Genomic DNA, 26,634 nt, shown 5'->3' with positions numbered 1-26,634 from the left:
TTGAAAAGGCGAATTATTTTAGAACATGGTAATTCTTTAAAGTAATCGGAAGGGCATCCCGCTCTCCCGACCGGTTGCATACTCCGAACAGCACCTCCAATTGCACGACATTAGCGCGCTTTTCAACCCCCATCCAGTAGTGAGCGCAAGGCGTTTTCGATGGCCCCGGGCACCCGGATCATAGCCGTGAAACTGTACCTCCCGGTGCGTTCCAGATCGGGAAAATCCAGCGGCAGCCGGAATCGCGGGTGCAAGACAAAAACCTCTCCCTGACGCACCACCAGGGTATAGGGGAAACGCGGCGTATGTTTTAACGGCCGGATATCCACGGCGGAGATGATGGCCCGGTCACCGCCCTCCCCCTCGGTCAGGGAGAGACCAAACAGGGAGATGGCCGCCCCGGAAATATCAACCCTGAAAACCGGGCTTATGCCGCCTTTGCGGGCGGCCAACCCCCGTTCCACCGCTTCAAGGGCCTGGGCGTGACTGCCGAATCGGCCCAGGTGCAGGAAGTCATCAAACTGCTCCATGCCGGACGCATAACGATAGCTGGCCAGCGCTGCCGCCGACAGCCCCTTCGACCCGAAGGTCTCCTGTTCACCCAGGATACGCTTGAGCTGCGATCTCACCGGATCAAGATCGCCACTTATCCTGAAGGCGTACTGCTGATAGGCCGGATTGGTGTAGGCGACCTGGAGTTTCCCTTCAACCCGGGTGATACCGATCCGCTGGGGGAGCGCAAACAGCGCCCCCACCTCCTGCCGCGCCAAGCGCTTCAGGTACGCATTGGTAACCACCAGCACGTGTCGATCGGCAACGGGGGAGTATTCACCCAACAACTGAAACCCAGCGGCCGTCAACGCCTCCTTCAACTCAATAACCGTCTTCACCATATCACCCTGCACATTGGACGACAGGACATAGGGACGCAGCAGGGCATCAGCGGCCAATGAAGAGGACGTCAGACCCCAGACGATTACTAACCGGGAGAAAATTCTGCATAGTGCCGAGAGAGTCATTCCATTACCCGCTTCGATAAATTTCACCACATCATGCACCCATCATCCGATGAGATCGAACTTTTCCATCGGTCGGACAAACGCCGCATCCATTTTTGTGCTCCACATCAATACCGGGCTAACCCACCGCCGGGATATGATATGCAGGGCTGTTTCAAACAGTTGTGTAATTAAAAGCAGGATGCTAAATTTCGTCGGATAATAATATAAACGGTCGAACTCCGCCCCCTAATAATATCGGCCGCCAGATCTAGGGATATGATCGAATTTTACTTACAGGCCATACAGGGCCGTGGACCAACTTACGGGGAACCCAAATGATGAAGAAACTTGCGCTTGTCTCGGCAATCTCCCTGGCTGCTAGCGGTCAGGCGATAGCGGCGGGCTATAAAATTCCGGAAAACTCCATCAACAGCATGGCGCTTTCCGCCGCCTATGTCGCCAATGCCCATGGCGCCGACGCCGCCTATTACAATCCCGCGGCGATGGTATACAACGCCCCAGGCGCCAGTCTGGAGGCGGATCTGACCCTGGTGCACCTCACCAGCATCAATCTCACCAGCGGTGCACTGGCGCCGGATTCGACCAAGGTGGAGAATATTCCCGTCCCCTCCTTCCACTATGTCAGTCCGGCAATGGGCGATTTCCGTTTCGGTCTTTCCGCCGTGGTACCGGTCGGTCTCACCAAGCGCTGGAAAGGTGGCGTCGGGGCATTTGCCGAAGAGTTCACGCTGGAAACCCTGGAACTGAACCCCTCGGTCGGCTATCGCGTCAACGACCGGTTTTCGGTCGGTGCGGGGGTGCGGGTGATCTACAGTGACGGCGTGGTCAGAAGCAATAACGGCGCCGGCACATCGCGCGATCTCACCGGAGATTCATTCGATTTCGGCTACAACCTGGCCGTGCATTTCAAGGCCACGGACCGACTCGCGCTGGCGGCCACCTACCGCTCGAAGATAGACCTGACCGTTGAGGGGGATGCGAACCTGCTGGTGGGTGGCGTATTCAGCTATAACGGACCGGCGGATGTCGAGATTCCCGCGCCGGCCGCCCTGAATCTGGCCGCGGCCTACGACATCAACGACCGGACCACGCTCGAATTCGTCTATGAACGCAACTATTGGTCGGCGTATGATCAACTGGACTTCAACTATGCGTCCAGCATCAATCCGATAATAAACGGTGTTTTCGGAACCCCGTTGATCAAGGACTGGAGCGACAGCAACACCTACCGCATCGGCCTGACCCATCGGGTGAATCCGAAGTGGACGGTGATGGCCGGATTTGCCTACGACGAGACACCGGTACCGAAACAATTCGTCGGTTATGAGCTGCCGGACTCGGATGCCAAGATCTTTTCATTCGGCGCCAAATACAACTACTCGGACAAACTGACCGTCGGCGCGGCGTTGCTGTACGACCAGAAGGATGAGTTGACCATACCGCCTGGCGTCAACGCGGAGGCCAGCAACACGCTGCTCGGGGGCGCCACCTTTGAAGACGCCCGCGCCTATCTCTTTACCGTGGGGCTGGAATACAAGTTCTAGACAAACACCCATCCCTGGACATAACTACTCCCCCGGCCTGCAAGTGATTGGCCTGGCTTGTTGGCCGATCTTGATGGCGCCTCGAATCCGGCCCCTTTTTCAGATTCAAGCCTGCCCTTGTCTGAGCGAAGCGAGTTTGGGCAGGCGCTGAAAATGGGGCCGGATTCGAGGAAACAAGCCATCACGTGAGGCCAGCAAGGCAGGAGAATCACTCCGTGAGTAGTTACCCCTGGACAAAAAAGGCCGCACTCCGAGGAGCGCGGCCTTTTTCATTTGACAACAGACGCTTTAGATATAGAGACAGATATCGCTTTCGCCGGCAAATTCGAAGAAACGGGCGGCGCCCGCATATTCGAGTCCGTCGATGAAATCGGCAGTATCCAAATCAAACAGATCCACGGTCATCTGGCAGGCGATCAGCTTGACCTCCGCCTCCTGACACAGCTCGCGCAGCTCTTCGAGACTGGCGACACCTTTGTCGGCCATCTTCTTTTTCATCATCATGGTCATCACGGACTGCATGCCCGGCAACGCCGTGCCCAGAACCGGGAACCATTTGTCCATGCCCAGTGGCATCGGCATGCCCGGATTACCCAGCGGGGTCACCTGCAGGTCCAGTTTCTTGCGCAACAGCTGAAGGCCGTAAAAGGTGAAGAAAATCTCCACTTCATAGCCAAGCGCGGCGGCCGTTGATGAAAGAATAAAGGGCGGATAGGCCCAGTCCAAAGAACCTTTGGTGGCGATAATGGCTAATTTTTTCGTTTCCATCTGAAAATCCTCCAGTGGATGAGGCTTGATCCGGTCGAACGGATCAGGACTTTTTGATCAGAAAGTGGAATTTGCCGCCTTCTTCGCGAGACTCCAGCAGCGAGTTACCGGTCTGCTTGGAAAACGCCTCGAAATCTTTGACCGAACCGGGGTCGGTTGCAATGATGTGCAGAATTTTGCCGGACTCCATCGCGGTCAGACTCTTCTTCGCGCGCAAAATGGGCAGCGGACAATTCAGGCCGCTTGCATCCAATTCGTCGTCAAAATCAGCCATGGTAAACCTCCAGAATATTGTGTTTCGTTGTAAGAAAATCAGTCGTACCTTATATTCTAATTGTCAACCAAACGCAAGCCTGCTCCCTGAATGACAGCTGATCCGTGCGTCGTCCTGATGTCTGGTTGAAACCGCGGAATCGCGTTCCTTGTTACGATAAAATCACCCGTTGGCAACTATACGATAGCCGTTGCGTGCCCAGTCGATGATGCCTCCACGCAGGTTGATCACGTTATCGAACCCCTGCTGCTTCAGATACATACAGGCATGATAAGAGCGGGCACCACTGCGGCAGTAGAGCACTATCTCCTTGTCCGGTGACAGTTCCGTGATCTTGAGTGGGATCAGATGCATCGGCAGATGGGTCGAGCGCGGCAACATGCCACCCACTACCTCTGCCTCGCTACGGATATCCAGCAGATAAATATCTTCATTGGCCGCCAGTTTGCTTTCGAGCTCCTGGGAATTGATCTCTTTAACCACGGGTCGCACTCTTGTGATGATTAACCTAGTTATTTAGTATATTATAAATTTGCTAATATATACAAGCCAAGGGTGGTTATTGTTCCACTCCGGACCACATGTTAGAGTTCCGCCTCATCGCGCTGGACAGGGCATTCAGGCTCACGCACTCAAACACCGCTTACGAAGGTAACCGATGGATTTCTTTCCCATTTTCCTCGATATAAAAAACGGCACAAGTCTGGTGGTTGGCGGGGGTAACGTGGCCGCCAGAAAAGTGGCACTGCTATTGAAGGCACAGGGTAAGATCCGGGTCATTTCACCCGAACTCTGTTCCGACTTGACGGCCACAGTGGAAAAAGGGCTGATTGAGCACGTCGCTCGGGAGTTCCAGAGTCAGGACCTGGATGACACCTGCCTGGTCATTGCCGCCACCGCCGATCCGCAGGTGAACCGGCAAGTCTCCGAAGCGGCCCGCAGCCGCCATCTGCCGGTCAATGTGGTGGATCAGCCGGAGCTCTGTACCTTTATCACGCCCTCGATCATCGACCGCTCCCCGGTGGTTGCCGCCATCTCGACCGGCGGGGCCTCACCGGTACTGGCGCGCATCATCCGCAGCCGGCTGGAGACCCTGATTCCCGCGGGTTACGGTCGCCTGGCCGAGTTGGCCAATCGTTTCCGTGACCGCGTCAAGGCCCGTTTCCAGGACCCCACGGATCGCCGTCTGTTCTGGGAAAAGGTGTTACAGAGCGGGGTCGCTGAGCGGGTCTTCTCCGGTCATATGGAAGAGGCGGATGCCGGCATGGAGCGGGCGCTGGAGAGTACCGAATCCAGTGGAGGCATGGGCGAGGTCTATCTGGTAGGCGGGGGACCGGGCGATCCGGACCTGCTCACCTTCCGTGCCCTGCGCCTGATGCAGCAGGCCGACGTGGTGGTCTATGACCGGCTGGTCGCCGCGCCTGTCCTGGAACTGACCCGGCGCGACGCCGAGCGGATCTACGTCGGCAAGGAACGGGATCATCACGCCATGCGCCAGGAGGAGATCAACCAGCTGCTGGTGGATCTGGCAAAAAAAGGCAAGCGGGTGGTCCGCCTCAAGGGGGGCGACCCCTTCATCTTCGGCCGCGGCGGCGAGGAGATCGACACCCTCTCGGCGGAAGGCGTGCCGTTTCAGGTGGTACCCGCCATTACCGCGGCCTCCGGCTGTGCCGCCTATTCCGGCATTCCCCTGACTCACCGGGATTACGCGCAGTCCGTGACCTTCGTTACCGGGCACCTGAAAGACGGCACCATCAATCTCAACTGGGGACAGCTCGCCCAACCGCGCCAGACCGTGGTGTTCTATATGGGGCTGGTGGGGCTGCCGGTGATCGTCCAGAAACTGATCGAACATGGGGTATCGCCGGAAATGCCCATCGCCCTGATCCAACAGGGCACCACCGAAAAACAGAAGGTCTTCACCGGCACCCTGAGCAGCATCCAGGCAATCGTCGATCGGGAACGGCCCAAGCCCCCCACCCTGATCATTGTCGGCGAAGTGGTGCAGCTTCAGGATAAACTGAGCTGGTACAAGACGCCTGACGTTCCCCGAAGCGGCGCCACCTCCCCGGTCGGCCCCGCCCTCGGCTGAACGCGGCAGCCAGGACCCTGAGGATCAACCCACGAGTCAGCAGACCATTGGTATTATCATGAATAACATGCCCCCCATTCCCGGAAACCCCTATCTGCCGGCACCGCTGGCACTTCCGCTCAGCCTGGTACCGGGTACCACCTACAGTCAGGTGATGGTCAAGCTGCTGAACCGACTGTTTTCCCCGGAGCTGGCGGATGGCGAGCTGGACTTTCTGGAAGGCAAGGTGATGCGTGTGGATGTACTGGACGCCCGACTCCATTTCAGCATCACCCTGCGGGACGGTGTCCTGGCCGCTGCGGAGAACAACAGGCCGCATGACCTGAGCATCGAGGGATCGATTTACGATTTCCTGCTGCTTGCCACCCGGCGTGAAGATGCCGACACCCTGTTTTTCAATCGCCGTCTGCGGCTCGGCGGCGACACCGAACTGGGGCTCTACGTGAAGAACTTCCTCGACGCCCTGGAGTTGGACGAACGCATCGGCCCGTTCCTGAAGCTGATGAACGGCGTCACCACCCTGATCGGACGGATCCCCACCCTGCCACGACCCAGACTGCCGAAGCCGAGGCTGCCTTTTCCCGGTCTGGGACGCCGTAGCCGGTAACCGCCTCCCCCTATAGCAAAGGAGGATACAAGCCATCATGTGAGGCCGGGAAGGTAGGCCTATCACCCCGTGAGTAGTTACAGGAGGAGGAGACTTCCATCCAGGCTATGAACCGGACTCGTGCCGCAAGTATATGGCGGGGAGGAGCCAGCCGACGGCGCCCATGGGACGCCCTGTGACTGGCTTTGGGGCCTTCACATCAGACTTTCGGCCGCCGCCTGGGCCCGGTTCTCCATCCCGGCCGCCCCGTGCCAGTAGCCGTTGCACGAACCCACCGGGACCAGCCGTTCCAGCTTCTCGCAGGCGGTTATCAGGTCGATCTCGCCCTTGATGCAGCCACTGAACAGCCCTACCACCTTTGCGGTGTGATTGGCCTGGGGACTGATGCGCAGCACATCCACACCCAGTGCCCGGACCTGCTCCAGCTCCGGGAGCAGGTTGAAGGTATGCGCCGACTGGGTCTGGATGCCGTTCAGGGCGAGGAAGCGGGTATCGTCCTGCGCGGCCAGGGTCAGCCCATCCGGAAAGTCCAGGCAGCGATACTGACAGTCATCTTTCGGCAGATTGAAGGCACGGGCGGTAAAGCAGCGCGCTGAATAGGCCAGCGGCAGCCGGCCAAAGGCGAACAGCTCGGTCTCCACCCCCGCCGGCCTCCGCTCCTGCATGGTCTGCAGGGTCTGGCTGGAGAGTTCGACCGGAAACACCCAGCGCCTGAGGCCCTGCCGCGCCAGCAGACTGAGGGTCCGGTCGTTATAAATATTCACGCTATGGCCCGCGACGAAGGGCTTGCCACGCATCAGCTGCACCGCCCCCATGTCATTGGCTTCAACCATATGCACGCCATTCTCGCACAAGCGCCGCAGCCGCTTCAGCTCAGACTCCGCCTCCAGCAGCGCCAGGGTGGAGAACACCACCTCTTTCCCCGCCGCGGCCAGTCGTTCGGCCAAAGAAAACCAGTCGTCGGTGCGCATCAGGTTACGTTTGGAACAGATCGTCTCGCCCAGATAGATGATATCCACCGGTGCGGCCGCCATCTCTTCGTAGAAGTCGAGCAGTTGGTCCTTTGCCCAATAATAAAGCACGGGTCCGAGCGAGAGTTTCGGCTGTGTATGCATAATGGTAGAGACCTTCACTGCCAGGGGCGACTATAGGCGCCAAGAGTGGTTTGCGTCCCTTCCGATACCTTGCCCAGTTCGGCCATCCACGCGGCCTGAGGGCGGTAGTTTTGCGGATCCCGTTCACAGGCATCCAGCGCCGCGCGCCAGACTCTGGCCACCTGCTGGACATAGACCGGGCTGCGCTGGCGTCCCTCAATCTTGATCGCCACGACACCGGTGGCCTGAAGCTGGGGCAGGAGTTCCAGGGTGTTCAGGCTGGTCGGCTCTTCCATAGCGTGATAGGTATTGCCGCCGACCCGGAAACTCCCCTTGCAGAGCGTGGGATAACCGGCATTCTCGCCCTTGGCGAAACGGTCGATCAGGACCCCGCCCAAGCGGGTCTCCAGACCCTCCGGGGTCTCGCGCCACTCCACATGACTGGCCGGCGAACAGGCGCCATAGGTGTTGGGCGAGCGGCCGGTGGCATAGGAGGAGAGAATGCAGCGCCCCTCCACCATCACACAGAGACTGCCGAACCCAAACACCTCGATCTCGACCGGGCTGTTGTTGACCACATGCTCCACCTGACTAAGGGAGAGTACCCTGGGCAGTACGGCGCGGCGGATACCGAAGTTCTCCTTGTAGAACTGCAACGCCTCGTAATTGGTGGCTGAGCCCTGAACCGAGAGGTGCAGTTTAAGCTCCGGATAGCGATTTGCCGCATAGTCCATGACCCCGATATCCGCGGCGATCATGGCATCCACCCCCAGCTCGGCTGCCTGATCCACCGCGTTCTGCCAGCGGCTCCAGCCATCCGGCTGGGGGTAGGTATTGAGTGCCAGGAACACCTTCACCCCGCGCTGGTGGGCATAGCGGATACCCTCCGCGATCTTGGCCGGGCCAAAGTTCAGACCGGCAAAATGCCGGGCATTGGTATCGTCACGAAATCCGAAATAGACGGCATTGGCACCATTATCCACCGCGGCCTTGAGGGAGGGCAGATTTCCGGCAGGGCATACTAATTCCATCGATCAGACTCCTGGTATCGATCTTTAATCCAAAATCAATCGGTTGCGCATTTCCTGCAGTTTTTCTAAGTTAATTATCCCTTCCCCAACACCATACAGACAACCCCTAATTAGTACGGGTTTAATCATCGACAGAGTCTTTGACTCAGGCTATGTCATCTAAACACGCAACTGCTTGTAAAAGTGGATCTGACTGCTTGATTGACGGGTGTCCGTGGCCATGGGTGAGGCAAGCGTAGCTTCGCGCGCAGCCGAACACTGAAGCAGATGTGCTGCGAGGCCGGAACGACCACGGCAAGCCCCCAGGAGGAGTGGTACAGGGATGTACCGTTTACGTAGCCGAGGATGCAATGGGTTTACGACATCCCGGCAAGCAAGCAGGCAGATCCTTGCCCCGCTGCTCAGGGTTAGATGACGTCATACTGGTCTGTGGTGGCGCCCGTCTTGGCCTGGGCGACGGTTACCGGTATGCTTCGCAGCCATTACCGGCCAGCTTCGGACGCCATGCTCTACTACTGGATCAAAACCCTGCATGTCAGTACGGTGATTTTCACCATCGGTTTTTTCACCCTGCGCTTTGCCTGGATGTTGCAGCGGTCACGCCTGTTCAACCACCGCTGGGTCAGGTGGATATCCCAGGTCAATGACACCCTGCTGCTGCTGGCCGGGATCGGCCTGGCGGTGATGAGCCGGCAATACCCGTTTGCGGCCCCCTGGCTGACGGCCAAGCTGGCCGCCCTGCTGCTCTATATCGTGCTGGGGATGTTTGCGTTCAGATGGGCCCGTTCGCGGCGTAGCCGAACCCTGTTCGGCTTGCTGGCCCTGCTTAGCGTGGCCTATATCGTCTCGGTCGCCCTGACCCGCAACCCCCAACCCTGGGGAGATTGGTTTGGCTAGCGACCGATCCGCGGAGGAATCAATGCTCGGCGATCTCTCTCAGACCGTCCGGATCCAACAGGCGCAGGCGTTTGTGGCGCAGCTGAATCAGGCCAATTTTCTGAAACCGCGTCAGCACCCGGCTGACCGTTTCACTCGCCAGCCCGAGATAACTGCCGATATCGCTTCTCGACATGCCGATCTGAAACTCTGCCTGGCGCATGCCGCGCGAATACAGACGCTTGGTCAGATTGAGCAGAAATCCGGCAAGACGCTGATCCGCACTCTGGTGGATCAGTGCGGTGATCAGTTGGTGGTTGAACGCCACCTCGGCACTCAACATGCTGATAATGCCCCGCTGCAACTCCTCCAGTAGGTACCCGGTGTCCGCGAGTGACTCCATTCGCAACTCACAGACGCTGCTGTCCTGCAGTGCGCGGGCGGTATAGGGGTATCGCTGGCTGGAGAGACCCTCCATGCCGATCAGCTCGCCGATCAGGTGAAAACCGACCACCTGATCATGACCGGAGACTTTGGGAATGTAGGTCTTGAAAGACCCAGATTTGACGGCAAAAACCGACCGGAACGAATCGTCTTTGAGAAAGATCGTCTCCCCGCGGGCCACCTGGCGACGCCGCAGCAGCACCCCTTCTGGCACATGACTCCCCTCCTCGGCATACTCAAGGATGGAGCACATCGGGTCCATGCCGCAATCCTGGCAGGCCACTTCACCGGCCGCCAGTTTTTCCGGTACCCTTCTACGCCCAATATGAGGAATCTGTTTCTTCAGTTTTTCCATTCGTCCATCGTTGTCCGGTCGCTGATGGTTCAACATATCCTGCCAAAAATATGGCAATAATTATACAAGGTCTAGCAGTAATTCTTATTCACCGCCATGGGTTGCGGTAAATTGCCCTCACCCGGTGTCGGCATGAATTTCCCGCCGGAGGACAGCATGACACCCTGCCAGTGCCACCTGAACAGGGTGCCGTTTTGCTGACAAACGTCAGACCGTAGCTTACTTGAATAACGCTTCCACGGAAAACCCATCCTTTTCCAGGATGCCACGCAGGCGCTTCAGGGCATCCATCTGAATCTGTCGGACCCGCTCCCGGGTGACCCCCAGTTCATTGGCTACCTGCTCCAGGGTGGCGTTTTCATAGCCGTGCAGCCCAAACCGCCGCTCCACCACCTCACGTTGCTTATCATTCAGCTTGTTCAACCAATCATCCAGATTCGCGGTCATCCCCTCGCTCTGCAGGCTGTCGGAAGGGTCTTCCGACTGCACATCCGGGATGGTGTCGAGCAGCGGTTTATCGGCATTCTTGCCGAACGGCGTGTCAACGGAGGTGATCCGCTCATTCAAGCCCAGCATGTGCTTGACTTCATCGATCGGCTTGTCGAGCAGTTCCGCTATCTCATCGGCGGTCGGCTCATGGTCCAGTTGCTGGGTCAGGGTTCGTGCCGCACGCAGATAGACATTGATCTCCTTGACCACATGAATCGGCAGGCGAATGGTGCGCGTCTGATTCATGATCGCCCGTTCGATGGTCTGCCGGATCCACCAGGTGGCGTAGGTTGAGAAGCGGAATCCCCGTTCCGGATCGAATTTTTCCACCGCCCGAATCAGACCCAGATTTCCCTCCTCTATCAGATCGAGCAGGGCAAGGCCGCGATTCATGTAGCGTCGGGCAATCTTTACCACTAATCGCAGATTACTTTCGATCATGCGTTGTCGGGCGGCGATATCGCCTTTCTGCGCCAGCCGGGCCAGCATCACCTCCTCTTGCGCGGTCAGCAGTTTTGAACCACCAATTTCACTCAGATAGAGTCGCGTTGCGTCCATCTGGGCAGATTGACCGACCGCATCTTCACTCTCGGATATAATTTTTACATCCTTTTCCGCAGGCCGCTTCGTCCTTGTCGTGGTTCCCGGGGATGCCGGCAAGCCGGCATTCCCTACACTCTCCTTATCCAACTGCCGTTTGACCATAAAAATCCTCCTGTCAAATCTCCGCGGACCGACCGATGAGTAAATCATCGGTCTCGCGGCAACAGCTTCAGTGGATCAACAGGCGCACCATTACGTCTGATCTCAAAATGAAGCATGGGTTTTCCATTTCCATCACTGCCCATTTCCGCAATACGTATCCCCTTCTTTACCGTATCACCTTCTTTAACATGGATTTTTTTATTGTAACCGTAGGCGCTGAGAAAATTTTTGTTGTGTTTGATGATAACCAGCCGCCCGTATCCAATCAAACCACTTCCTGCGTAGACCACCTTGCCTGTCTCCGCTGCGTTGACCGAGGCTCCATATTGCCCCTCGATCTTCACCCCTTTTCTCACCGGATCGCCTTTGACAAAACGCTCTACCACTGGACCTTTTGTTGGCCATAGCCAATGTAACTTTAGATCCCTACCACCGTTTTGTGCTTCAGTCTGGCTTGATGATACTCCCTTTGGCGGCAATCTGGATACCTGCTTACCAGATACTACCGGTTTATTCGGTCGAGCGGCACCTGTCGATTGTGGGGTTTTTGTCGAAACCCGACGGACCACCCGTTTTCGAGGTGCGGGCACCAGACTCAAGCGCTGGCCTGGATAGATGGTATAAGGGTGCCCGATTCCGTTCCAGCGGGCAATGGAGGTGTAATCGATGCCGAAACGCCAGGCGATGGAGTATAGGGTGTCGCCTTGCGCTACCCGGTAGGCCGCGGGTCTGGCGCCGACGTGCTGCGGTGGCGGGTGGTCACGGGAAACCACCGGCGCCCTCACCGGGGCGCCGCACCCGCCCAGACTTCCGGTCAACAGCAATACGATCAGGCAGTCACGAACCCTCCTGGCGGCCTTTGCCCGCGGACCCGGCGCAATAAACCGGATGTCGTTGCAGCCGATCCGGAGACCGATCATTTTGCCATACGCCTTACCTGTCAATATTACGCCTGCTCCTGGTTTGCCGCGCTGCTCCTGCCAAAGACTACTGGGATAGCTTGACCCAGGTGACGGCCAGGCCGATCAGCAGCACCGAAGTCCAGCCAATCCTATCAATATATTTATGCAGTGTACCCTCCATACGTTCACCGCCCCAGGCCATCAGGCCGGCCACCAGGAAGAAGCGTGCGCCGCGCCCGATAAAAGACGCCAGGATAAAGGGCAACAACGCCATCGAGATGACCCCGGCAGAGATGGTGAACAGTTTGTAGGGAATGGGCGAGAATCCGGCCAGGAAGATCGCCCAAAAGCCCCACTCGCCAAACCACTCCCGCACCTGCAGATATTTGGGAAAATAGCCCGCTCCCCGAAGCAGGGGTTCGATCAGCTCAAAGGCGAACAGGCCGATCAGATAGCCCAGCAGCCCCCCCAGGACGGATGCCACCGTGGTCAAAGCGGCGAAGTTCCACGCCTTGTCGGGATTGGCCAGGGTCATCGGCGCCAGCATGACATCGGGGGGGATGGGGAAAAACGAGGATTCGGCAAAACTGAGCCCGGCCAGGTAGTGCGGGGCATGGCGATGGCGCGACCACTGGAGCACACGCGTATACAGACGGGAAAAGAGTTTCATCAGAGCGTGCCCCCCAGCAGCGGGACGAAAACCACCTGTTCGAGCAGCTCCTTCTCATAGCCGGTCCGGGTGCGGATCACCCGCACCAGGACCTGCTCGGAGCGATTGCCGATGGGCAGGATCATACAGCCTCCGACACGCAGCTGTTCCACCAGCGCCAGGGGAATGCCCTCCGGGGCCGCGGTGACCAGTATGCCGTCGAATGGCGCATATTCAGGTAGCCCCATACCCCCGTCGCGATGCTGCAGACGGATATTCCGGATATGCAGCTCCTGGAAGCGTCTTCTCGCCTGCAGGTGCAATGATTTGATCCGCTCCACGCTATAGACCCGTTTTACCAGCCGCGACAGGATCGCCGTCTGGTATCCGGAACCGGTACCGATCTCCAGCACCGTCTCCATCGACGCCACTTCCAGCAGCAGTTCGGTCATCCGGGCCACGATAAACGGCTGGGAGATGGTCTGGCCCTGGCCGATGGGCAGTGCGGTATCCTCATAGGCCCGACTGGCGAGCGCCTCATCCACGAAGATATGACGCGGTGTATGGCGGATGGCGTCGAGGACGGCGCGGTTGCCGATGCCTTCATCCCGCAGGCGCTGTATCAACCGCTCCCGGGTGCGCTGTGAGGTCATGCCGATGCCGCGGTGCATGGTACTGCTCATCGCCCCAGCCTGCTCAGCCAGTCACCCAGGCGATCGATATCGGCATGCCGGGTCAGGTCCACCTGGAGCGGCGTGACCGAGACGTAGCCCTCCCTGATGGCATGAAAATCCGTGCCCGCACCGGCATCCTGCTCGAGGCCGGCCGGTCCCACCCAGTATATTGTGCGCCCCCGCGGGTCGGTGTCGCGCACTACCGGTTCGGCCCGATGACGATGGCCGAGCCGGGTGACCTGATAACCCTTCAGCTCCGCATAGGGGAGATCCGGTATATTCACATTGATAATGGTATCCGAGGCCAGGGGTTCCGCCTGCAGATGCTGAACCAGTTCCCGGGCGACCTGCGCCCCGGTGGCAAAATGCTTCGGTTCATGGGCATTCATGGAGAGGGCGATCGCCGGCAGACCCAGGAACCGTCCCTCGGTGGCAGCCGCCACGGTGCCGGAATAGAGCACGTCATCGCCCAGGTTGGCACCCGCATTGATGCCGGCAATCACCATGTCCGGCTCCTCATCCAGCAGGCCGGTGATGGCCAGATGGACACAGTCGGTCGGAGTTCCATCCACCCGGATAAAACCGTTATCCGCCAGTTCCGCGCGTATCGGATACTCCAGGGTCAGCGAATTGCTGGCCCCGCTGCGGTTGCGCTCCGGGGCTACCACGGTAATCTCGGCCAGGGCCGACAGCTCGGCCGCCAGTATCCTCAGCCCCGGGGCCAGGTAGCCGTCATCGTTACTCAGTAAAATCTTCATACAAAATCAAGGCACCAAATGCTCTGGTTCAAAGGCCAAACTATACTGGAAATGCCACAACTACTCGACTGGCAGCGTACGGTTCGCGGCATGGATTACCGGTATAGCGGCAGGATTGCCTAACAGTTGATCCCGGAATGGTATACTGGTTGCCGTAATGAATGGCGATGAACAGCAGAAACCGGGCGAAGTCGACCTCCTTTTCCAACAGGAGATGGATGGCGCCGTGCGCCATGAGCACGACAAGGCGACGCCCTACAAGCCCAGGTTGAAACCGCTACCGCTCCCGCCCAATCCCAAGGTGACGGGGGATGGACTGAGTGACGAGTTTACCGATCTCAATATCGAGACCGGCGAGGAGCTGGAGTTCGTCCGCCCGGGGATCCAACACCGCCTGTTTCAGGAACTGCGGCGCGGCAGCATCCCGCCCGAGGATATGCTCGACCTGCACGGCCTGCGGGTGGTGGAGGCGCGCCAGGCGCTGGCCGGTTTTCTGGCGCATGCCATCCGCCACCGGCTGCGGGTGGTGCAGATCATCCACGGCAAGGGCTCTCGCTCGGAAGACCGACAACCGGTCCTGAAACAGAAAATCAATCAATGGCTGCGACAACGCGATGAAGTGCTCGCCTTCTGTTCCGCCCCCCGGTTTGACGGGGGCACCGGTGCGGCCTATGTGCTGCTCTCGCGCAAGGGATCCAGGGATAGCGATTGACGGTAGTCGACACACTCCCTGAGTAGCGCGGTGGCGAAACAGCCCTTGGGCAGGCTGAAGTCCAACTCCAGCAGATCACCCTGCCGGCTCCAGACCAGATCGCTCACCGGTACCCGCAGGGCGCGCCGCTCCATCTGCAGTCCGAAGCCCTCCAGCCCCTCGCACCAGAACCGCTCCGGCAGCAGTACCGCCGACTCCAGCTCGGCCACCTCGGCCGTGACCATAGCCTCACCGCGCCCCCACAGGGGACCCGAGGGATGGATATCCATCTCCCGATGGCGCCGGCTTATCTCATCATCGACCGCAGCGGCCGGGAAACTGCTGCGCGTCCCATTCAGCATCATCCGTTCCCCGGCCAGCGGCCGGTTCCAGTTGCCGGCATCGACCCGGGCCGCCAGCACCTTGTTGAACAGCAGCGAGCGGGCCGCGGAGAGATAGAAACCGCGCTGCTCCCGCTTCACCCGCTTCAGCTCACCACTGAACAGGGCGCGGGCCGCTGCCAGGTTTGCATCATCCGTGCCGAAGCGCTGCTCGCCGAAATAGTTGGGTATCCCCTCGTGTGCGATACGCTGCAGGGTTGCATCCAGCGCCGCCTCATCCCCTTCAAACGCCCGCACCCGAATGCTGAACCGGTTCCCCTTCAATGCGCCGACGCGCAGCTTCCGGCTGTGTCTGGCGGTTTGCAGCACCCGGAATTCGCCCGATCCGATGGCGTCCCAGTCCGGCTCCGGTTTGCCGGTCAGGCGGATTGAAAACCACTGCCGGGTCACGGCGTGCCGATCCTTCAATCCGGCATAGCTGACATCCATGCGCGGGACGCCGGCAAAGCGGGCCAGCACGCCGGCTACCCAGGCGGTATTGCTGTCACGTTTCTCCACATGCAGCAGCAGATGCTCCCCTTCACCGTCCGCTTCCAGCAACGGGATCTCATCCACCACGAAGTCCTCGGGAGTGTGTCGGATCACCCCGCGACAACGGGGCGTCCCATAGGCAAAAGGCAGCAGTCTGTTCTCAGGTTCAGTCACGGTATCTGTTCAGGTGGTGAAAAATGACCATTCTAACCGAATCCGCGACTGCACGCCGAACCGATGCGGCGATCTCAGGCCGTCGGGTACACACTGTCGCAGGGCAACCGCAGCACGAATCGCGCACCACCACCCGGCGGGGACTCCACAAACAGCTCCCCGCCATAATTCTCCCTGATAATGAAGTAGGCGACGGACAGCCCGAGGCCGGTGCCCACCCCGATCGGCTTGGTAGTAAAGAAGGGTTCAAAAATGCGGTTGACCTGATCTTGCGGAACACCCGTCCCGTTATCCTCGACCTCCAGCCTGACGGCGGTGGATTCGCCGCGTATCCTGAGAATGAAGCGCGCCGCCTCCGGGGTGCGGGATTCGGCCATTGCCTGGGCTCCATTCTTCAACAGGTTGAGCAGCACCTGCTGAATCTGGCTGGACTCACAACAGACCAGCGGCAGAGCATCGTCGTATTCCCTGACGATCCCGATCTGTCTGAAATCAAAGCCCTCCTCCAGGCGGTAGCCGTTGGCCGCCAGTTCAAGCGACAGTTCCATCAGTTCGACCATATCGCAGGGTTGCAGATGGCGACTGCTTTTACGGCTGAAACTCAGCATATTGTCGACGATCTTCGCGGCCCGCTTTCCGGACTCCCGGATCCGCTCGATCATCTCATAGACCTTACGTTCATCGAGATAGCGTGTGACCGACTGCAGCGTCGTTCCGCACTCTGCCGCGGTCTTTCTGTTGGCGGGCAGATCCGCCCGGATCCGGTTCTGGATCACCTGGATATTCTGCAGTATGCCCGCCAGCGGATTATTGATCTCGTGCGCCATGCCGGCCGCCAGCCCGCCGATCGAGAGCATCTTCTCCGACTGGATCATCAACTCTTCAATACGTACCCGCTCGGTGACATCGTCCACCCGGATCACCGCGCCGTCGATGCCGTTGGTGGTTAGCGGATAGATGGTCACGTCATAAAGCCGGAGCGCCTCCCCCTCGACTGAGTTCAGACGCTGGTCGTGGGACGACAGGCCTTTGCGGATAGCGTCCCGTATATGCGTCATCTCTTGTGCCAGCAGGGGAAACACGGAGATCAGGTGGCGCCCTGCCGCCTGTGTCGCGGTGACCCCGGTAACCCGCTCCGCCTGCCGGTTCCACTGGATCACCCGACAATCCACATCCACACAGATCAGTGATGAGGGCATGGAGTCCACCACATTACCCAACAGATTGCGCAGCCGGTTGAGCTCGGCCTCCGCCTCCTCCTGCTGGCGGATGTGCAGGCGGTACGCGTCCAGCACCCGATTCCCCGTATCCACCAGCAGGCCGATCTCATCCTGCCGATGCCCCGGGGGCATGGCGATCCTGGCGTTGGAATTATCCTCGGGATTGATTGCGGCAAACGATGCGGCGGTCCTTATCAGCGGTTTGGTGAGGGTGAAGTAGAAAATCACACTCAGCAACAGCGCCAGCACCAGGATCCGGACGATGCCGAACAGCAGGATCAGTTCCGCCCGCTCAAAGAAGCCCGCCGTCACCAGATAGGGGTCGACCGACAGCGTCAGCATCCCCACCGGGCGTGTCCGCCCGGGCCACTCCAGCGGGAGCTGGTAGCTCTCACTGTCGCCCACCAGCCGGTTCGCTAAGTGGCGCAGGGGGGAGTCCACCCGTGGTCGCTCGGCCGTGGCCAGCACGCCACCGAGGTCATCCCTGAGCTCCGCCTTAAACACCGGGGGATATTCAAACAGGCCATTTACAACCTGCCGCGCCAGGGTGTCGTCCAGACTGTAGGCGGCCTGGGCCGCCGCCGAGTTCAGTAGCCGCAGTACCTGCTTGACCGTCTGATCCACATGCAGTTTTTCCTGCTCCAGATCAATCAGTATCTGATAGAGCGATAGGGCCAGACCAATGACGAACACCGTCATCACGGTGATCAATGCCTGTTTGTAGGTAAGGCTGTTTCTGCGTTTTATCCTCACCACGTCTCCGGATCGCTGACGGTCATGTTCCGTTCAAATGGATAGCGTTAGCGCTACTTTGTTAGATCGATTCAGGTTGGCTACGTTGGGCCTTCCACCCTGTAGTTCTCCGCACAGCACCAGCATCTGACAAAATAGAATCAGGTCGAAGCCCTTGCGTCTCCCCGGACCAGCAGTACCACGGCATAGCAGGCGATCCCCTCGCCACGGCCGGCAAACCCCATCCCTTCGGTAGTGGTCGCCTTGATGTTGATATTTTTTGGATCGCAGCGCAGATCAGTGCCCAGGAGCGCACGCATGGCATCGATGTGCGGACTGAGTTTTGGCGCCTGTGCCACCACAGTGATATCGGCATTGCCCAGCGTCCACCCTTCCGCTTCCAGCAACCCGGCCACCCGGACGAGCAGTTTGCGACTATCGATAGCCTTGTACTCGGCGCTGCTGTCGGGAAAATGAAAACCGATATCCCGCAACCCCGCGGCGCCGAGCAGCCCGTCACAGAGCGCATGGATCAGCACATCGCCATCGGAATGCGCCTCCAGGCCGAACGGGTGATCGATCCTCACCCCCCCCAGGATCAGGGGTCTGCCGGGGGCAAACCGGTGGGCATCATAGCCCTGGCCTATGCGCATCGCATCACCTCACGGGTTAAGTATGTAAAAACGCTCCCAAGCCCCGAACCGCCTTCGGGCGACAGGCAGCCTCGGCTACCATGAACTACTCTTTTATAACAGCTAATAAGAAGAAAGTGACCGTAGCGTTCCTCAATCAACCGGGAGGAGAGGAAGATGCCAAAAATGGACCCGTTATCCATCGAACAGCGCCAGCTACCCGACAGCTTCTACCAATGGAATCCGACCCTGGCCGAGTTACTGGCGGCGGAGGAGCATATCGAGCTGACCGACAAGCACTGGCAGGTCATTCACTTTCTGCGCGACCACTGCGATTCCCATGGAACCGGCTGCAGCGCGCGACTGCTGCTCAAGATCCTCAGCCGGCGATTCGGCAAGGAGGGCGGCAAACGCTATCTCTACACCCTGTTCCCGCGCGGACCCGTGGTGCAGGCCTGCAAGATTTCCGGCATCCCGCTGCCGCAATACGCCCTGGATCTCTCCTTCGGCAGCGTCCATTGAACCATGCCACCGGCGGGTCAACCGCCGCCCTGCCGTTCGAGAAAGAAACCGGCCAGCACCAGGTCTTCGGGAGAGGTGATCTTGATATTGTCGCTGCGCCCCGCAATCAGTAGCGGGGCCGCGCCTGAGCGCTCCATGGCGCTCGACTCATCGGTGACCAGCAGTCCGTCTTCACGAGCCCGTTCCAGTGCCTCACGCAAGGCGGCATAACGAAACATCTGCGGGGTGAACGCCCGCCAGAGTTGTTCCCGGGGGACGGTCTCCAGCACCCTGCCCGCGGGGTCCGCCCGTTTGATGGTGTCGCTGAACGGTATCGCCAGCAACCCGCCCACCGGGTGCCCGGCCAGGGCTTGCAGCAGCCTGTCCAGGTCGCTCCGGTGCAGGCAGGGTCTCGCCGCATCATGCACCAGTACCCAGTCCATGGCATCGGCCTCGCCCTGCAGCGCCAACAGGCCGTTCAGCACCGAATCGGCTCGTTCCCTGCCGCCCGCTACCCGCTGTATCCGGGGATGTTCCGCATAGGCCGTCCCGCTCCACCAGGCGTCCGTCGCCGAGACAGCCACGATCACCCGGGCAATCCGCGGATGCGCCACCAGGGTCCGCAGGGTGTGGTCGATGACCGGGCGGCCATGCAGGTTCAGATACTGTTTCGGTACCGCCCCCCCCATGCGCCGGCCGACCCCCGCCGCCGGCACCACCGCCCAGTGGCGCCTGGCCAGCCGGGTCACCGTTTGCCCTCCCGGGGTTCGATGATCTGGTAAAAGGTCTCACCCTGGCGAATCATGCCGAGATCATTCCGCGCCCGCTCCTCGATCGCCTCCAGTCCCTTCTTCAGGTCGTCCACCTCGGCCTGAAGCGCCTGATTGCGCCGACGCATCTGCCGCAACTCGCCCTTCTGCTGTTCGATCTCCTGTTTCAGCAGATGCAGCTCCGCCAGGCTCCCCTCGCCCACCCAGAGGCGGTACTGGAGCACCACCAGCATGGCAAAAAGCAGCAGCATCAGGATACGTAGCATCATCTAACTACTCACGGGTGATTGGCCTGCCTTGTTGGCCGATCTTGGTCCAGCCATCGTGTGAGGCCAACAAGGCAGGCCAATCACTTACAAACCGGGTGAGTAGTTACACATCATCTACCTTAACGATTCGGCGATGGATACTCGCCGTTCAGAGGCAGTTAAATGCCCCTTTACCCGCATAAACCGCCTCGCTGCCCAGCTGGTCCTCGATGCGCATCAACTGGTTATACTTCGCCACCCGGTCGGTGCGGCTCAGTGAGCCGGTCTTGATCTGCCCGGTATCGGCCGCCACCACCAGGTCGGCGATGGTGGTGTCCTCGGTCTCGCCGGAGCGGTGGGAGACCACCGCGGTGTAGCCGGCATCCCTGGCCATATTGATCGCTTCCAGGGTCTCGGTCAGGGTGCCGATCTGGTTGAACTTGATCAGGATGGAGTTGGCGATACCCTGCTCGATACCGCGGGCGAGGATCTTGGTATTGGTGACGAACAGATCGTCGCCCACCAGCTGCACCCGACTGCCGAGCCGCTCGGTCAGCAGTTTCCAGCCGTCCCAGTCGCTCTCGTCCATGCCGTCCTCGACAGAGATGATCGGATACTGGTCGACGATACCGGCCAGATAGTCGACAAACTCCGCCGCATTGAATTGGCGGCCTTCCGAGGCGAGGTCATACACCCCGTCCCTGTAGAACTCGGAACTGGCCACATCCAGGCCCAGGTAGATGTCACTGCCCACCTTGAAGCCGCTCTTCTCGATCGCCTCCAGAATCACTTCGATCGCCGCCACATTGGAGGACAGATTCGGGGCAAAGCCTCCCTCGTCACCCACGTTGGTATTGAGGCCGCGGGCCTTCAGCACCGCCTTCAGGGCATGGAACACCTCGGCGCCGTAGCGGACCGCCTCGCGGATGGAGCCGGCGCCCACCGGCAGGATCATGAACTCCTGGATATCCACGCTGTTGTCGGCATGGGAGCCGCCGTTGATGATGTTCATCATCGGCACCGGCATGCGGAACGGCCCCTCCGAGAGGGCGCGATAGAGGGGCAGCGCCCGCTCCTGGGCCGCTGCATGGGCCGCCGCCAGGGAGACGGCCAGCAGGGCGTTGGCGCCCAGCCGGTCCTTGTTCTCGGTACCGTCCAGTTGGATGATCTTGCGGTCCAGCCCGACCTGATTCTGCACATCCAAACCCAGTAATGCCTGTTTCAGCTCGCCGGTGATGTTGCCGACCGCCTTCAGCACGCCCTTGCCCAGGTAGCGCCGCGGGTCGCCGTCACGCAGCTCCAGCGCCTCGCGCGATCCGGTGGAGGCCCCCGACGGGGCCACGGCCCGGCCGATCGCGCCATCGGCGGTGATGATATCCGCCTCTACGGTGGGGTTGCCACGGGAGTCCAGGATTTCACGACCTCGAACATCAACAATCTCAGACATTGTCACTCCAGTTTATTGGCTCCAAAAGCCTGTCGGATTTAACGCGGATCTATCTATTAAGGACCCGCCCGACAGACTCGCGGATAAGATAAAAGTATAAATAATTCAGTTTTCGACCGGATCAAACCATACGCTGTTATTATGGCAGGGCGCTTACATGCCGCCGCGGTGCCATACATAACTTAATCCCCGAATACCCCGATCCGGGACACTTTTTTTATCTCAACACGTGGTTATCTCAAAGCGTGTCCTCGATAAACCCGCGCCGCTTGACCGCCCGGTCCAGCTCCATCAGGGTCTCCAGCAGCTCCTCCATCCGCTGTAGCGGCCAGGAGTTGGGGCCGTCGCTCAAGGCCTGTTCCGGGTTCGGATGGGTCTCCATGAACAGCCCGGCCACCCCCGCCGCCACGGCGGCGCGAGCCAGCACCGGCACGAACTCGCGCTGCCCGCCCGAGACATTGCCCTGTCCGCCCGGCAGCTGCACCGAGTGGGTGGCGTCAAACACCACCGGGACACGGGACTCACGCATCACCGCCAGCGAACGCATATCGGAGACCAGGTTGTTGTAGCCGAAGGAGGCACCACGCTCGCACACCATGATCTGCGGGTTACCGGTACTGCGTGCCTTCTCCACCACGTGTTTCATGTCCCAGGGCGCCAGGAACTGCCCCTTTTTCAAGTTGACCGGAAGCCCCTGGCTGGCCACCGCCTTGATAAAGTTGGTCTGGCGACAGAGGAAGGCCGGTGTCTGCAGCACATCCACCACTGCGGCCACCTCATGCAACGGGGTGTCTTCGTGCACATCGGTCAGCAGCGGGACGCCGATCTCCCGTTTCACCTTCTCCAGGATCTTCAGCCCCGCTTCCATTCCGGGTCCGCGATAGCTCTCCCCGGAGGAGCGGTTGGCCTTGTCGAAGGAGGATTTGTAGATAAAGGGGATACCCAGCCGATCGGTCAGCGCCTTCAACGCTCCGGCGGTATCCAGCGCCAGCTGCTCGCTCTCCACCACACAGGGACCGGCGATCAGGAACAGCGGGTGCTCAAGACCCGCCTCGAATTCACATAGTTTCATGCCTGCACACTCTCCCTGCTCATCTCGTATTTATGCTTCCGTGCCGCCTGGACAAAACCGGTGAACAGCGGATGGCCGTCCCGCGGGGTGGAGGTGAACTCCGGATGGAACTGGCAGGCGACAAACCAGGGATGATCCCTGATCTCGACAATCTCGACCAGCTTGCCATCCATCGAGCGGCCGGCGATCTTCAGCCCCGCCTTCTCCAGCACCGGCAGATACTGGTTATTGAACTCATAGCGATGCCGATGGCGCTCGATAATGGTATCGCTGGCATACAGTTTGCGGGTCAGGCTATCCTCGGCCAGCCGGCACTCCTGTCCGCCCAGCCGCATGCTGCCGCCGAGATCGGAGTTTTCGTTGCGCACCTCCAGCTCGCCATCTGCGTTGAGCCACTCGGTGATCAGCGCGATCACCGGATAGGGCGTCTCGCGATTGAATTCGGTACTGTGGGCATCGGCCATGCCCGCCATGTGACGGGCATATTCGATGACCGCCACCTGCATGCCCAGGCAGATACCCAGGTAGGGGATGCGCAGTTCGCGGGCATAGCGCACGGTCGCGATCTTGCCCTCCACGCCCCGCTCACCGAAGCCGCCGGGGACCAGGATCGCATCCACGCCCGTCAGGCAGTCGGTGCCCTCTTTCTCCACCTGTTCGGAGTCTATGTATTTAATATTGATCTTGGTGTGGGTATGAATCCCGGCATGGATCAGCGCCTCGGAGAGGGACTTGTAGGCCTCGGTCAGATTCATGTACTTGCCGACCATGGCCACCGTGACGCTGCCGTCGGTGTTCTCCAGACCGTCGATCACCGCCCGCCATTCGGACAGATCCGCCGCCGGCACATTGAGTCCCAGCTGGCGTACCACGATCTCATCCATCTTCTGTTCGTGCAGCAGTAGCGGAATCCGGTAGATGTTATCCGCGTCCACCCCGGTGATCACCGCCTCCTCGGGGACATTGGTGAACAGGGCGATCTTCTGGCGCTCGCCCTCCGGCAGCGGGCTCTCGCAACGACACAGCAGCACATCGGGCTGGATGCCGATGGAGCGCAGCTCCTTGACCGAGTGCTGGGTCGGTTTGGTCTTGATCTCACCCGAAGTGCGAATATAGGGCACCAGGGTCAGGTGCAGGAACAGGGCGTTATGTTTTCCCAGCTCCACGCCCATTTGGCGAATCGCCTCCAGGAACGGCAGGGATTCGATATCACCCACGGTGCCGCCGATCTCCACCAGGGCGATATCGGCGTCGCCGGCGCCCAGCCGGATACTGTCCTTCATCTCATTGGTGATATGGGGAATCACCTGCACGGTGCCGCCCAGGTAGTCACCGCGCCGCTCCTTGCGGATAACGCTTTCATAGATCTGGCCGGTGGTGAAATTGTTGTTGCGGCCCATGGTGGCGCGGATGAAACGCTCATAGTGACCCAGATCGAGGTCGGTTTCCGCGCCGTCCTCGGTAACGAACACCTCGCCGTGCTGGAACGGACTCATGGTACCGGGATCCACGTTGATATAGGGATCCAGCTTGATCATGGTGACTTTGAGACCACGCGCTTCCAGCAGGGCGGCCAGTGAAGCGGAGGCAATACCCTTGCCCAGTGAGGAAACAACACCGCCCGTGATAAATACGAATTTGGTCATAGACTCTAATGTCTTGTGGTGGAGGAAAGAAATCATTCAGGACGGGGTTTAATAGTACGCGAAAGCGGCAGCAGCCTCAATCGAAAGGCCGCTTATTTATTGTCTCCGGGAACCGCCTCACAAGACTCCCCGGACGGAGACGGGTGAACAGATGCCGCCCCCCCCTTATACCGGCCGGCGGAGCGGAATAAACCGTGCCGAAGCGCTGAGAATGGCTCCCTACACACGCCATTCGGGGTAAAAAAACACCCGCCATACGGCACCGCCCGGCGCCTTCTGCCGGTTGCGACAGGAAAAGTTACTTGATCCAGGGCAAAGCAATCTGCAAAATATCCTTTCCGATGGAGAAGTAAGGTATTGCCATGAGCGAACACAAGGTCATCTCTTTTGACAATATCAAGGTTGCCTGCAGGAACTGTAGCCTTACTTCCCTCTGCCTGCCCATGGGCCTGACCCCGGAGGATGTGGATCAGCTTGACACTATCGTCAGGCGCAGCCGGCCGCTGCATCGCGGCGACCACCTGTTCCGCCAGGGCGACGAATTCCAGTGCATCTATGTGGTCAAGACCGGCACGGTCAAGAGCTTCGACCCGGGCGAGGACGGCAGCGAGCAGGTCCTGGGTTTCCACCTGCCGGGAGAGATGATCGGGTTGGATGCGATCGAGACCGGTTATCACCACTGCTCCGCCAAGATTCTGGAGACCACCGCGGTGTGCGAGATTCCCTTCACCCGGCTGGAGGAGCTGAGCAGCACCATCCCCAGCCTGCAGCACCAGATGTACCGGCTGCTTAGCCGGGAGATCGGTCATGACGAGGATATGCTGACCCTGCTGGGCAAGCGCAATGCCGAGGAGCGGCTGGCCTCCTTCCTGCTGAGTCTCTCCGGTCGCTTCCAGCGACGCGGCTTCTCACCCTCCGACTTCTACCTCAGCATGTCCCGGCACGAAATCGGCAACTACCTGGGCCTGGCGGTGGAGACCGTCAGCCGCCTGTTCACCCGCTTCCAGGACGAGGGGCTGCTGAAGGTGGAACGCAAGCACATCCAGCTGATGGATATCGAGCGGCTGAAACAGATTCTGCACAACGATCAGGGTGGCGGTGTTCGCGAGCGGCAGATCCCCTGATTCCCCCACCCGATCACTCCCGGTCCGGCTGCTCCAGACGTCGCCACACACATCCACCGCCAGCCCCCTTCTCGATCAGATCGAGCCGCTGCTGGTGAATGGTCAACTCGTCGACGCTGGCCCGGACCACCTGCAACCGCGGCCGGTTCGCATCCAGGCGCTGAATCCGCTCCCCGGCGGACTCCCCCTCGCCGCCGCCCGTGTCCAGTGACAGGGCACCCTGACCACCGGTCATCATCAGATAGACGTCGGCCAGGATCTCCGCATCGAGCAGCGCGCCGTGCAGCTCCCGGTGGCTGTTGTTGATGTCATAGCGCTTGCACAGGGCGTCCAGGCTGTTGCGCTGCCCCGGGTGCATCTTTTTCGCCATCACCAGGGTGTCCAGCACACGGCAGACGGTGTCCAGCGGCGGCTGCTCCCCCGGCAACAACCTCAACTCGTGGTTGAGGAACCCCACATCGAACGGCGCGTTGTGAATGATCAGCTCGGCACCCCGAATATAGGCGATAAAATCCTCCACCACATCGGCAAACCGGGGTTTGTCGGCGAGAAATTCATTGGTGATGCCATGCACCTCGATCGCCGCCTGGTCGATCTCCCGGTCGGGCTGCAGATATTGATGGAAGTTATTCCCGGTCAAGCGCCGGTCGACCATCTCCACACAACCGATCTCGATGATTCGGTGCCCCTGCGCCGGTTCCAGACCGGTGGTTTCCGTATCCAGTACAATCTGCCGCGGACTCATATCCTCATACCCCCAACTCCGCTACTCCCCTGTTGGCCAACTGGTCGGCCAGCTCATTTTCCGGATGCCCGCTATGCCCTTTGACCCAGGCCCAGTTCACATCATGCGTCGTCACCAACTGATCCAGGCGCTGCCAGAGATCACTGTTCTTGACCGGCTTTCTGGCCGCGGTTTTCCAGCCGTTCCGCTTCCAGTTGCCGATCCATTCGGTAATGCCGTTTTGCACATATTTCGAATCGGTCGTCACCCGCACGCTGGCCGGACGGGTCAGCGCCTCCAGGGCACTGATTACGGCCATCAGCTCCATCCGGTTATTGGTGGTCTGCTGCTCGCCACCATATAACTGCCGCTCCTTGCCGTTATAGCGCATCACCGCGCCCCAGCCGCCCGGACCGGGATTGCCCTTGCAGGCGCCATCGGTAAATATCTCCACCCGTCCACTCACTTAATCGCCTCTCCTGGTATGTCTTATGTTA

29 protein-coding genes are annotated in these 26,634 nt (G+C 59.7%); 7 read left to right on the top strand and 22 right to left on the bottom strand.

Annotated elements, in window-relative coordinates:
* Nucleotides 1–122: 122 nt before the first annotated feature.
* Nucleotides 123–950, bottom strand: a complete 828-nt coding sequence (locus O9K64_RS02465) for a hypothetical protein (protein ID WP_275096492.1) — start codon at nucleotides 948–950, stop codon at nucleotides 123–125.
* Between the two features lie 386 nt (nucleotides 951–1,336).
* Between O9K64_RS02465 and O9K64_RS02460 the strand changes: the two genes are divergently transcribed.
* Nucleotides 1,337–2,566 (top strand): OmpP1/FadL family transporter, encoded by a 1,230-nt coding sequence (locus O9K64_RS02460; protein ID WP_275096491.1) that lies wholly within the window; start codon nucleotides 1,337–1,339, stop codon nucleotides 2,564–2,566.
* A gap of 288 nt (nucleotides 2,567–2,854) precedes the next feature.
* Here O9K64_RS02460 and dsrE2 read toward each other — a convergent pair whose 3' ends face one another.
* The 3 genes from dsrE2 to O9K64_RS02445 all read right to left on the bottom strand — a co-directional run bounded on the left by dsrE2 (nucleotide 2,855) and on the right by O9K64_RS02445 (nucleotide 4,091).
* A complete protein-coding gene (gene dsrE2 / locus O9K64_RS02455; protein WP_275096490.1) occupies nucleotides 2,855–3,334 on the bottom strand; it encodes a sulfur carrier protein DsrE2 in 480 nt (159 codons plus the stop codon).
* Nucleotides 3,335–3,377: 43 nt separating this feature from the next.
* Nucleotides 3,378–3,608 carry a sulfurtransferase TusA family protein gene (locus O9K64_RS02450; RefSeq protein WP_260293520.1) on the bottom strand — a complete coding sequence of 77 codons (231 nt, stop codon included), beginning with the start codon at nucleotides 3,606–3,608 and terminating at the stop codon, nucleotides 3,378–3,380.
* A gap of 162 nt (nucleotides 3,609–3,770) precedes the next feature.
* The gene (locus tag O9K64_RS02445) at nucleotides 3,771–4,091 is read right to left on the bottom strand and encodes a rhodanese-like domain-containing protein (protein WP_260293521.1); all 321 of its coding nucleotides are present in this window, start codon (nucleotides 4,089–4,091) and stop codon (nucleotides 3,771–3,773) included.
* A 175-nt stretch (nucleotides 4,092–4,266) separates the two neighbouring features.
* On the opposite strand from O9K64_RS02445, the gene cysG reads away from it, so the two are divergent.
* Together cysG and ubiT are read left to right on the top strand one after the other, a co-directional pair.
* Nucleotides 4,267–5,700: a siroheme synthase CysG gene (gene cysG, locus O9K64_RS02440; RefSeq protein ID WP_275096489.1), complete on the top strand. Its 1,434-nt coding sequence runs from the start codon at nucleotides 4,267–4,269 to the stop codon at nucleotides 5,698–5,700.
* A gap of 58 nt (nucleotides 5,701–5,758) precedes the next feature.
* Complete coding sequence (gene ubiT / locus O9K64_RS02435; protein WP_275096488.1) at nucleotides 5,759–6,307, top strand: ubiquinone anaerobic biosynthesis accessory factor UbiT; 549 nt, start codon at nucleotides 5,759–5,761, stop codon at nucleotides 6,305–6,307.
* Nucleotides 6,308–6,501: 194 nt separating this feature from the next.
* Here the strand turns inward: ubiT and ubiV are convergent, their stop codons facing one another.
* Both ubiV and ubiU read right to left on the bottom strand, forming a co-directional pair.
* A complete protein-coding gene (ubiV, locus tag O9K64_RS02430; protein ID WP_275096487.1) occupies nucleotides 6,502–7,422 on the bottom strand; it encodes a ubiquinone anaerobic biosynthesis protein UbiV in 921 nt (306 codons plus the stop codon).
* A 14-nt stretch (nucleotides 7,423–7,436) separates the two neighbouring features.
* On the bottom strand, nucleotides 7,437–8,432 hold the full coding sequence (ubiU, locus tag O9K64_RS02425) for a ubiquinone anaerobic biosynthesis protein UbiU (protein ID WP_275096486.1): 996 nt from the start codon (nucleotides 8,430–8,432) through the stop codon (nucleotides 7,437–7,439).
* Between the two features lie 468 nt (nucleotides 8,433–8,900).
* Between ubiU and O9K64_RS02420 the strand changes: the two genes are divergently transcribed.
* Nucleotides 8,901–9,329, top strand: coding sequence for a SirB2 family protein (locus O9K64_RS02420; RefSeq protein ID WP_275096485.1), 429 nt, complete (start codon nucleotides 8,901–8,903; stop codon nucleotides 9,327–9,329).
* Between the two features lie 19 nt (nucleotides 9,330–9,348).
* Here O9K64_RS02420 and O9K64_RS02415 read toward each other — a convergent pair whose 3' ends face one another.
* The 6 genes from O9K64_RS02415 to surE all read right to left on the bottom strand — a co-directional run bounded on the left by O9K64_RS02415 (nucleotide 9,349) and on the right by surE (nucleotide 14,284).
* Nucleotides 9,349–10,107 (bottom strand): helix-turn-helix domain-containing protein, encoded by a 759-nt coding sequence (locus tag O9K64_RS02415; protein WP_275096484.1) that lies wholly within the window; start codon nucleotides 10,105–10,107, stop codon nucleotides 9,349–9,351.
* Nucleotides 10,108–10,326: 219 nt separating this feature from the next.
* Entirely contained in the window at nucleotides 10,327–11,301 is a 975-nt protein-coding gene (gene rpoS, locus O9K64_RS02410) for an RNA polymerase sigma factor RpoS (protein ID WP_335342218.1), read from the bottom strand.
* Between the two features lie 44 nt (nucleotides 11,302–11,345).
* The gene (locus tag O9K64_RS02405) at nucleotides 11,346–12,221 is read right to left on the bottom strand and encodes a peptidoglycan DD-metalloendopeptidase family protein (RefSeq protein ID WP_275096482.1); all 876 of its coding nucleotides are present in this window, start codon (nucleotides 12,219–12,221) and stop codon (nucleotides 11,346–11,348) included.
* 67 nt (nucleotides 12,222–12,288) lie between these two features.
* Entirely contained in the window at nucleotides 12,289–12,873 is a 585-nt protein-coding gene (locus O9K64_RS02400) for a YqaA family protein (RefSeq protein WP_275096481.1), read from the bottom strand.
* The gene (locus O9K64_RS02395; RefSeq protein ID WP_275096480.1) at nucleotides 12,873–13,535 is read right to left on the bottom strand and encodes a protein-L-isoaspartate(D-aspartate) O-methyltransferase; all 663 of its coding nucleotides are present in this window, start codon (nucleotides 13,533–13,535) and stop codon (nucleotides 12,873–12,875) included. Before O9K64_RS02395 ends, O9K64_RS02400 begins: the two co-directional genes overlap by 1 nt.
* Complete coding sequence (surE, locus tag O9K64_RS02390; RefSeq protein WP_275096479.1) at nucleotides 13,532–14,284, bottom strand: 5'/3'-nucleotidase SurE; 753 nt, start codon at nucleotides 14,282–14,284, stop codon at nucleotides 13,532–13,534. The genes O9K64_RS02395 and surE overlap by 4 nt, the downstream gene beginning before the upstream one ends.
* A 157-nt stretch (nucleotides 14,285–14,441) precedes the next feature.
* Between surE and O9K64_RS02385 the strand changes: the two genes are divergently transcribed.
* The gene (locus O9K64_RS02385) at nucleotides 14,442–14,996 is read left to right on the top strand and encodes a Smr/MutS family protein (RefSeq protein WP_275096478.1); all 555 of its coding nucleotides are present in this window, start codon (nucleotides 14,442–14,444) and stop codon (nucleotides 14,994–14,996) included.
* On the opposite strand, the gene truD is transcribed toward O9K64_RS02385, so the two are convergent.
* The 3 genes from truD to ispF form a co-directional block, all read right to left on the bottom strand.
* Complete coding sequence (gene truD / locus O9K64_RS02380; protein ID WP_275096477.1) at nucleotides 14,954–16,021, bottom strand: tRNA pseudouridine(13) synthase TruD; 1,068 nt, start codon at nucleotides 16,019–16,021, stop codon at nucleotides 14,954–14,956. The genes O9K64_RS02385 and truD overlap by 43 nt on opposite strands.
* Before the next feature lie 74 nt (nucleotides 16,022–16,095).
* Nucleotides 16,096–17,994, bottom strand: coding sequence for an ATP-binding protein (locus tag O9K64_RS02375; protein WP_275096476.1), 1,899 nt, complete (start codon nucleotides 17,992–17,994; stop codon nucleotides 16,096–16,098).
* 140 nt (nucleotides 17,995–18,134) lie between these two features.
* On the bottom strand, nucleotides 18,135–18,626 hold the full coding sequence (ispF, locus tag O9K64_RS02370) for a 2-C-methyl-D-erythritol 2,4-cyclodiphosphate synthase (RefSeq protein WP_275096475.1): 492 nt from the start codon (nucleotides 18,624–18,626) through the stop codon (nucleotides 18,135–18,137).
* Between the two features lie 156 nt (nucleotides 18,627–18,782).
* Between ispF and O9K64_RS02365 the strand changes: the two genes are divergently transcribed.
* Entirely contained in the window at nucleotides 18,783–19,127 is a 345-nt protein-coding gene (locus tag O9K64_RS02365) for a TusE/DsrC/DsvC family sulfur relay protein (protein WP_275096474.1), read from the top strand.
* Between the two features lie 17 nt (nucleotides 19,128–19,144).
* Here O9K64_RS02365 and ispD read toward each other — a convergent pair whose 3' ends face one another.
* From ispD to O9K64_RS02340, 5 genes are all read right to left on the bottom strand, one after another.
* On the bottom strand, nucleotides 19,145–19,846 hold the full coding sequence (ispD, locus tag O9K64_RS02360) for a 2-C-methyl-D-erythritol 4-phosphate cytidylyltransferase (RefSeq protein ID WP_275096660.1): 702 nt from the start codon (nucleotides 19,844–19,846) through the stop codon (nucleotides 19,145–19,147).
* A gap of 5 nt (nucleotides 19,847–19,851) precedes the next feature.
* The gene (ftsB, locus tag O9K64_RS02355; protein ID WP_335342217.1) at nucleotides 19,852–20,145 is read right to left on the bottom strand and encodes a cell division protein FtsB; all 294 of its coding nucleotides are present in this window, start codon (nucleotides 20,143–20,145) and stop codon (nucleotides 19,852–19,854) included.
* 148 nt (nucleotides 20,146–20,293) lie between these two features.
* Complete coding sequence (gene eno / locus O9K64_RS02350) at nucleotides 20,294–21,571, bottom strand: phosphopyruvate hydratase (protein ID WP_275096473.1); 1,278 nt, start codon at nucleotides 21,569–21,571, stop codon at nucleotides 20,294–20,296.
* Nucleotides 21,572–21,809: 238 nt separating this feature from the next.
* On the bottom strand, nucleotides 21,810–22,643 hold the full coding sequence (kdsA, locus tag O9K64_RS02345; RefSeq protein ID WP_275096472.1) for a 3-deoxy-8-phosphooctulonate synthase: 834 nt from the start codon (nucleotides 22,641–22,643) through the stop codon (nucleotides 21,810–21,812).
* Nucleotides 22,640–24,289 carry a CTP synthase gene (locus tag O9K64_RS02340; protein WP_275096471.1) on the bottom strand — a complete coding sequence of 550 codons (1,650 nt, stop codon included), beginning with the start codon at nucleotides 24,287–24,289 and terminating at the stop codon, nucleotides 22,640–22,642. Before O9K64_RS02340 ends, kdsA begins: the two co-directional genes overlap by 4 nt.
* A gap of 362 nt (nucleotides 24,290–24,651) precedes the next feature.
* Between O9K64_RS02340 and fnr the strand changes: the two genes are divergently transcribed.
* Complete coding sequence (gene fnr, locus O9K64_RS02335; RefSeq protein ID WP_275096470.1) at nucleotides 24,652–25,413, top strand: fumarate/nitrate reduction transcriptional regulator Fnr; 762 nt, start codon at nucleotides 24,652–24,654, stop codon at nucleotides 25,411–25,413.
* Nucleotides 25,414–25,426: 13 nt separating this feature from the next.
* Here the strand turns inward: fnr and dnaQ are convergent, their stop codons facing one another.
* Both dnaQ and rnhA read right to left on the bottom strand, forming a co-directional pair.
* Entirely contained in the window at nucleotides 25,427–26,158 is a 732-nt protein-coding gene (gene dnaQ, locus O9K64_RS02330; protein WP_275096469.1) for a DNA polymerase III subunit epsilon, read from the bottom strand.
* 4 nt (nucleotides 26,159–26,162) lie between these two features.
* The gene (gene rnhA / locus O9K64_RS02325) at nucleotides 26,163–26,603 is read right to left on the bottom strand and encodes a ribonuclease HI (RefSeq protein WP_275096468.1); all 441 of its coding nucleotides are present in this window, start codon (nucleotides 26,601–26,603) and stop codon (nucleotides 26,163–26,165) included.
* Nucleotides 26,604–26,634: the final 31 nt, after the last annotated feature.

The organism is Sedimenticola hydrogenitrophicus (assembly GCF_029017505.1).
Lineage (GTDB): Bacteria > Pseudomonadota > Gammaproteobacteria > Chromatiales > Chromatiaceae > Sedimenticola > Sedimenticola hydrogenitrophicus_A.
Note: the sequence above shows the minus strand (reverse complement) of the source record. Positions and strands in the feature narration are given on the sequence as shown.

What these genes read in the sequence shown, in the direction of transcription:
- O9K64_RS02460 (WP_275096491.1), top strand. Translation starts at nt 1,337, where the DNA reads ATGATGAAGAAACTTGCGCTTGTCTCGGCAATCTCCCTGGCTGCTAGC.
- dsrE2 (WP_275096490.1), bottom strand. Translation starts at nt 3,334, where the DNA reads ATGGAAACGAAAAAATTAGCCATTATCGCCACCAAAGGTTCTTTGGAC.
- O9K64_RS02450 (WP_260293520.1), bottom strand. Translation starts at nt 3,608, where the DNA reads ATGGCTGATTTTGACGACGAATTGGATGCAAGCGGCCTGAATTGTCCG.
- cysG (WP_275096489.1), top strand. Translation starts at nt 4,267, where the DNA reads ATGGATTTCTTTCCCATTTTCCTCGATATAAAAAACGGCACAAGTCTG.
- ubiT (WP_275096488.1), top strand. Translation starts at nt 5,759, where the DNA reads ATGAATAACATGCCCCCCATTCCCGGAAACCCCTATCTGCCGGCACCG.
- ubiV (WP_275096487.1), bottom strand. Translation starts at nt 7,422, where the DNA reads ATGCATACACAGCCGAAACTCTCGCTCGGACCCGTGCTTTATTATTGG.
- ubiU (WP_275096486.1), bottom strand. Translation starts at nt 8,432, where the DNA reads ATGGAATTAGTATGCCCTGCCGGAAATCTGCCCTCCCTCAAGGCCGCG.
- O9K64_RS02420 (WP_275096485.1), top strand. Translation starts at nt 8,901, where the DNA reads ATGCTTCGCAGCCATTACCGGCCAGCTTCGGACGCCATGCTCTACTAC.
- O9K64_RS02415 (WP_275096484.1), bottom strand. Translation starts at nt 10,107, where the DNA reads ATGGAAAAACTGAAGAAACAGATTCCTCATATTGGGCGTAGAAGGGTA.
- rpoS (WP_335342218.1), bottom strand. Translation starts at nt 11,301, where the DNA reads ATGGTCAAACGGCAGTTGGATAAGGAGAGTGTAGGGAATGCCGGCTTG.
- O9K64_RS02405 (WP_275096482.1), bottom strand. Translation starts at nt 12,221, where the DNA reads ATGATCGGTCTCCGGATCGGCTGCAACGACATCCGGTTTATTGCGCCG.
- O9K64_RS02400 (WP_275096481.1), bottom strand. Translation starts at nt 12,873, where the DNA reads ATGAAACTCTTTTCCCGTCTGTATACGCGTGTGCTCCAGTGGTCGCGC.
- O9K64_RS02395 (WP_275096480.1), bottom strand. Translation starts at nt 13,535, where the DNA reads ATGAGCAGTACCATGCACCGCGGCATCGGCATGACCTCACAGCGCACC.
- surE (WP_275096479.1), bottom strand. Translation starts at nt 14,284, where the DNA reads ATGAAGATTTTACTGAGTAACGATGACGGCTACCTGGCCCCGGGGCTG.
- O9K64_RS02385 (WP_275096478.1), top strand. Translation starts at nt 14,442, where the DNA reads ATGAATGGCGATGAACAGCAGAAACCGGGCGAAGTCGACCTCCTTTTC.
- ispF (WP_275096475.1), bottom strand. Translation starts at nt 18,626, where the DNA reads ATGCGCATAGGCCAGGGCTATGATGCCCACCGGTTTGCCCCCGGCAGA.
- O9K64_RS02365 (WP_275096474.1), top strand. Translation starts at nt 18,783, where the DNA reads ATGCCAAAAATGGACCCGTTATCCATCGAACAGCGCCAGCTACCCGAC.
- ftsB (WP_335342217.1), bottom strand. Translation starts at nt 20,145, where the DNA reads ATGATGCTACGTATCCTGATGCTGCTGCTTTTTGCCATGCTGGTGGTG.
- eno (WP_275096473.1), bottom strand. Translation starts at nt 21,571, where the DNA reads ATGTCTGAGATTGTTGATGTTCGAGGTCGTGAAATCCTGGACTCCCGT.
- kdsA (WP_275096472.1), bottom strand. Translation starts at nt 22,643, where the DNA reads ATGAAACTATGTGAATTCGAGGCGGGTCTTGAGCACCCGCTGTTCCTG.
- O9K64_RS02340 (WP_275096471.1), bottom strand. Translation starts at nt 24,289, where the DNA reads ATGACCAAATTCGTATTTATCACGGGCGGTGTTGTTTCCTCACTGGGC.
- fnr (WP_275096470.1), top strand. Translation starts at nt 24,652, where the DNA reads ATGAGCGAACACAAGGTCATCTCTTTTGACAATATCAAGGTTGCCTGC.
- dnaQ (WP_275096469.1), bottom strand. Translation starts at nt 26,158, where the DNA reads ATGAGTCCGCGGCAGATTGTACTGGATACGGAAACCACCGGTCTGGAA.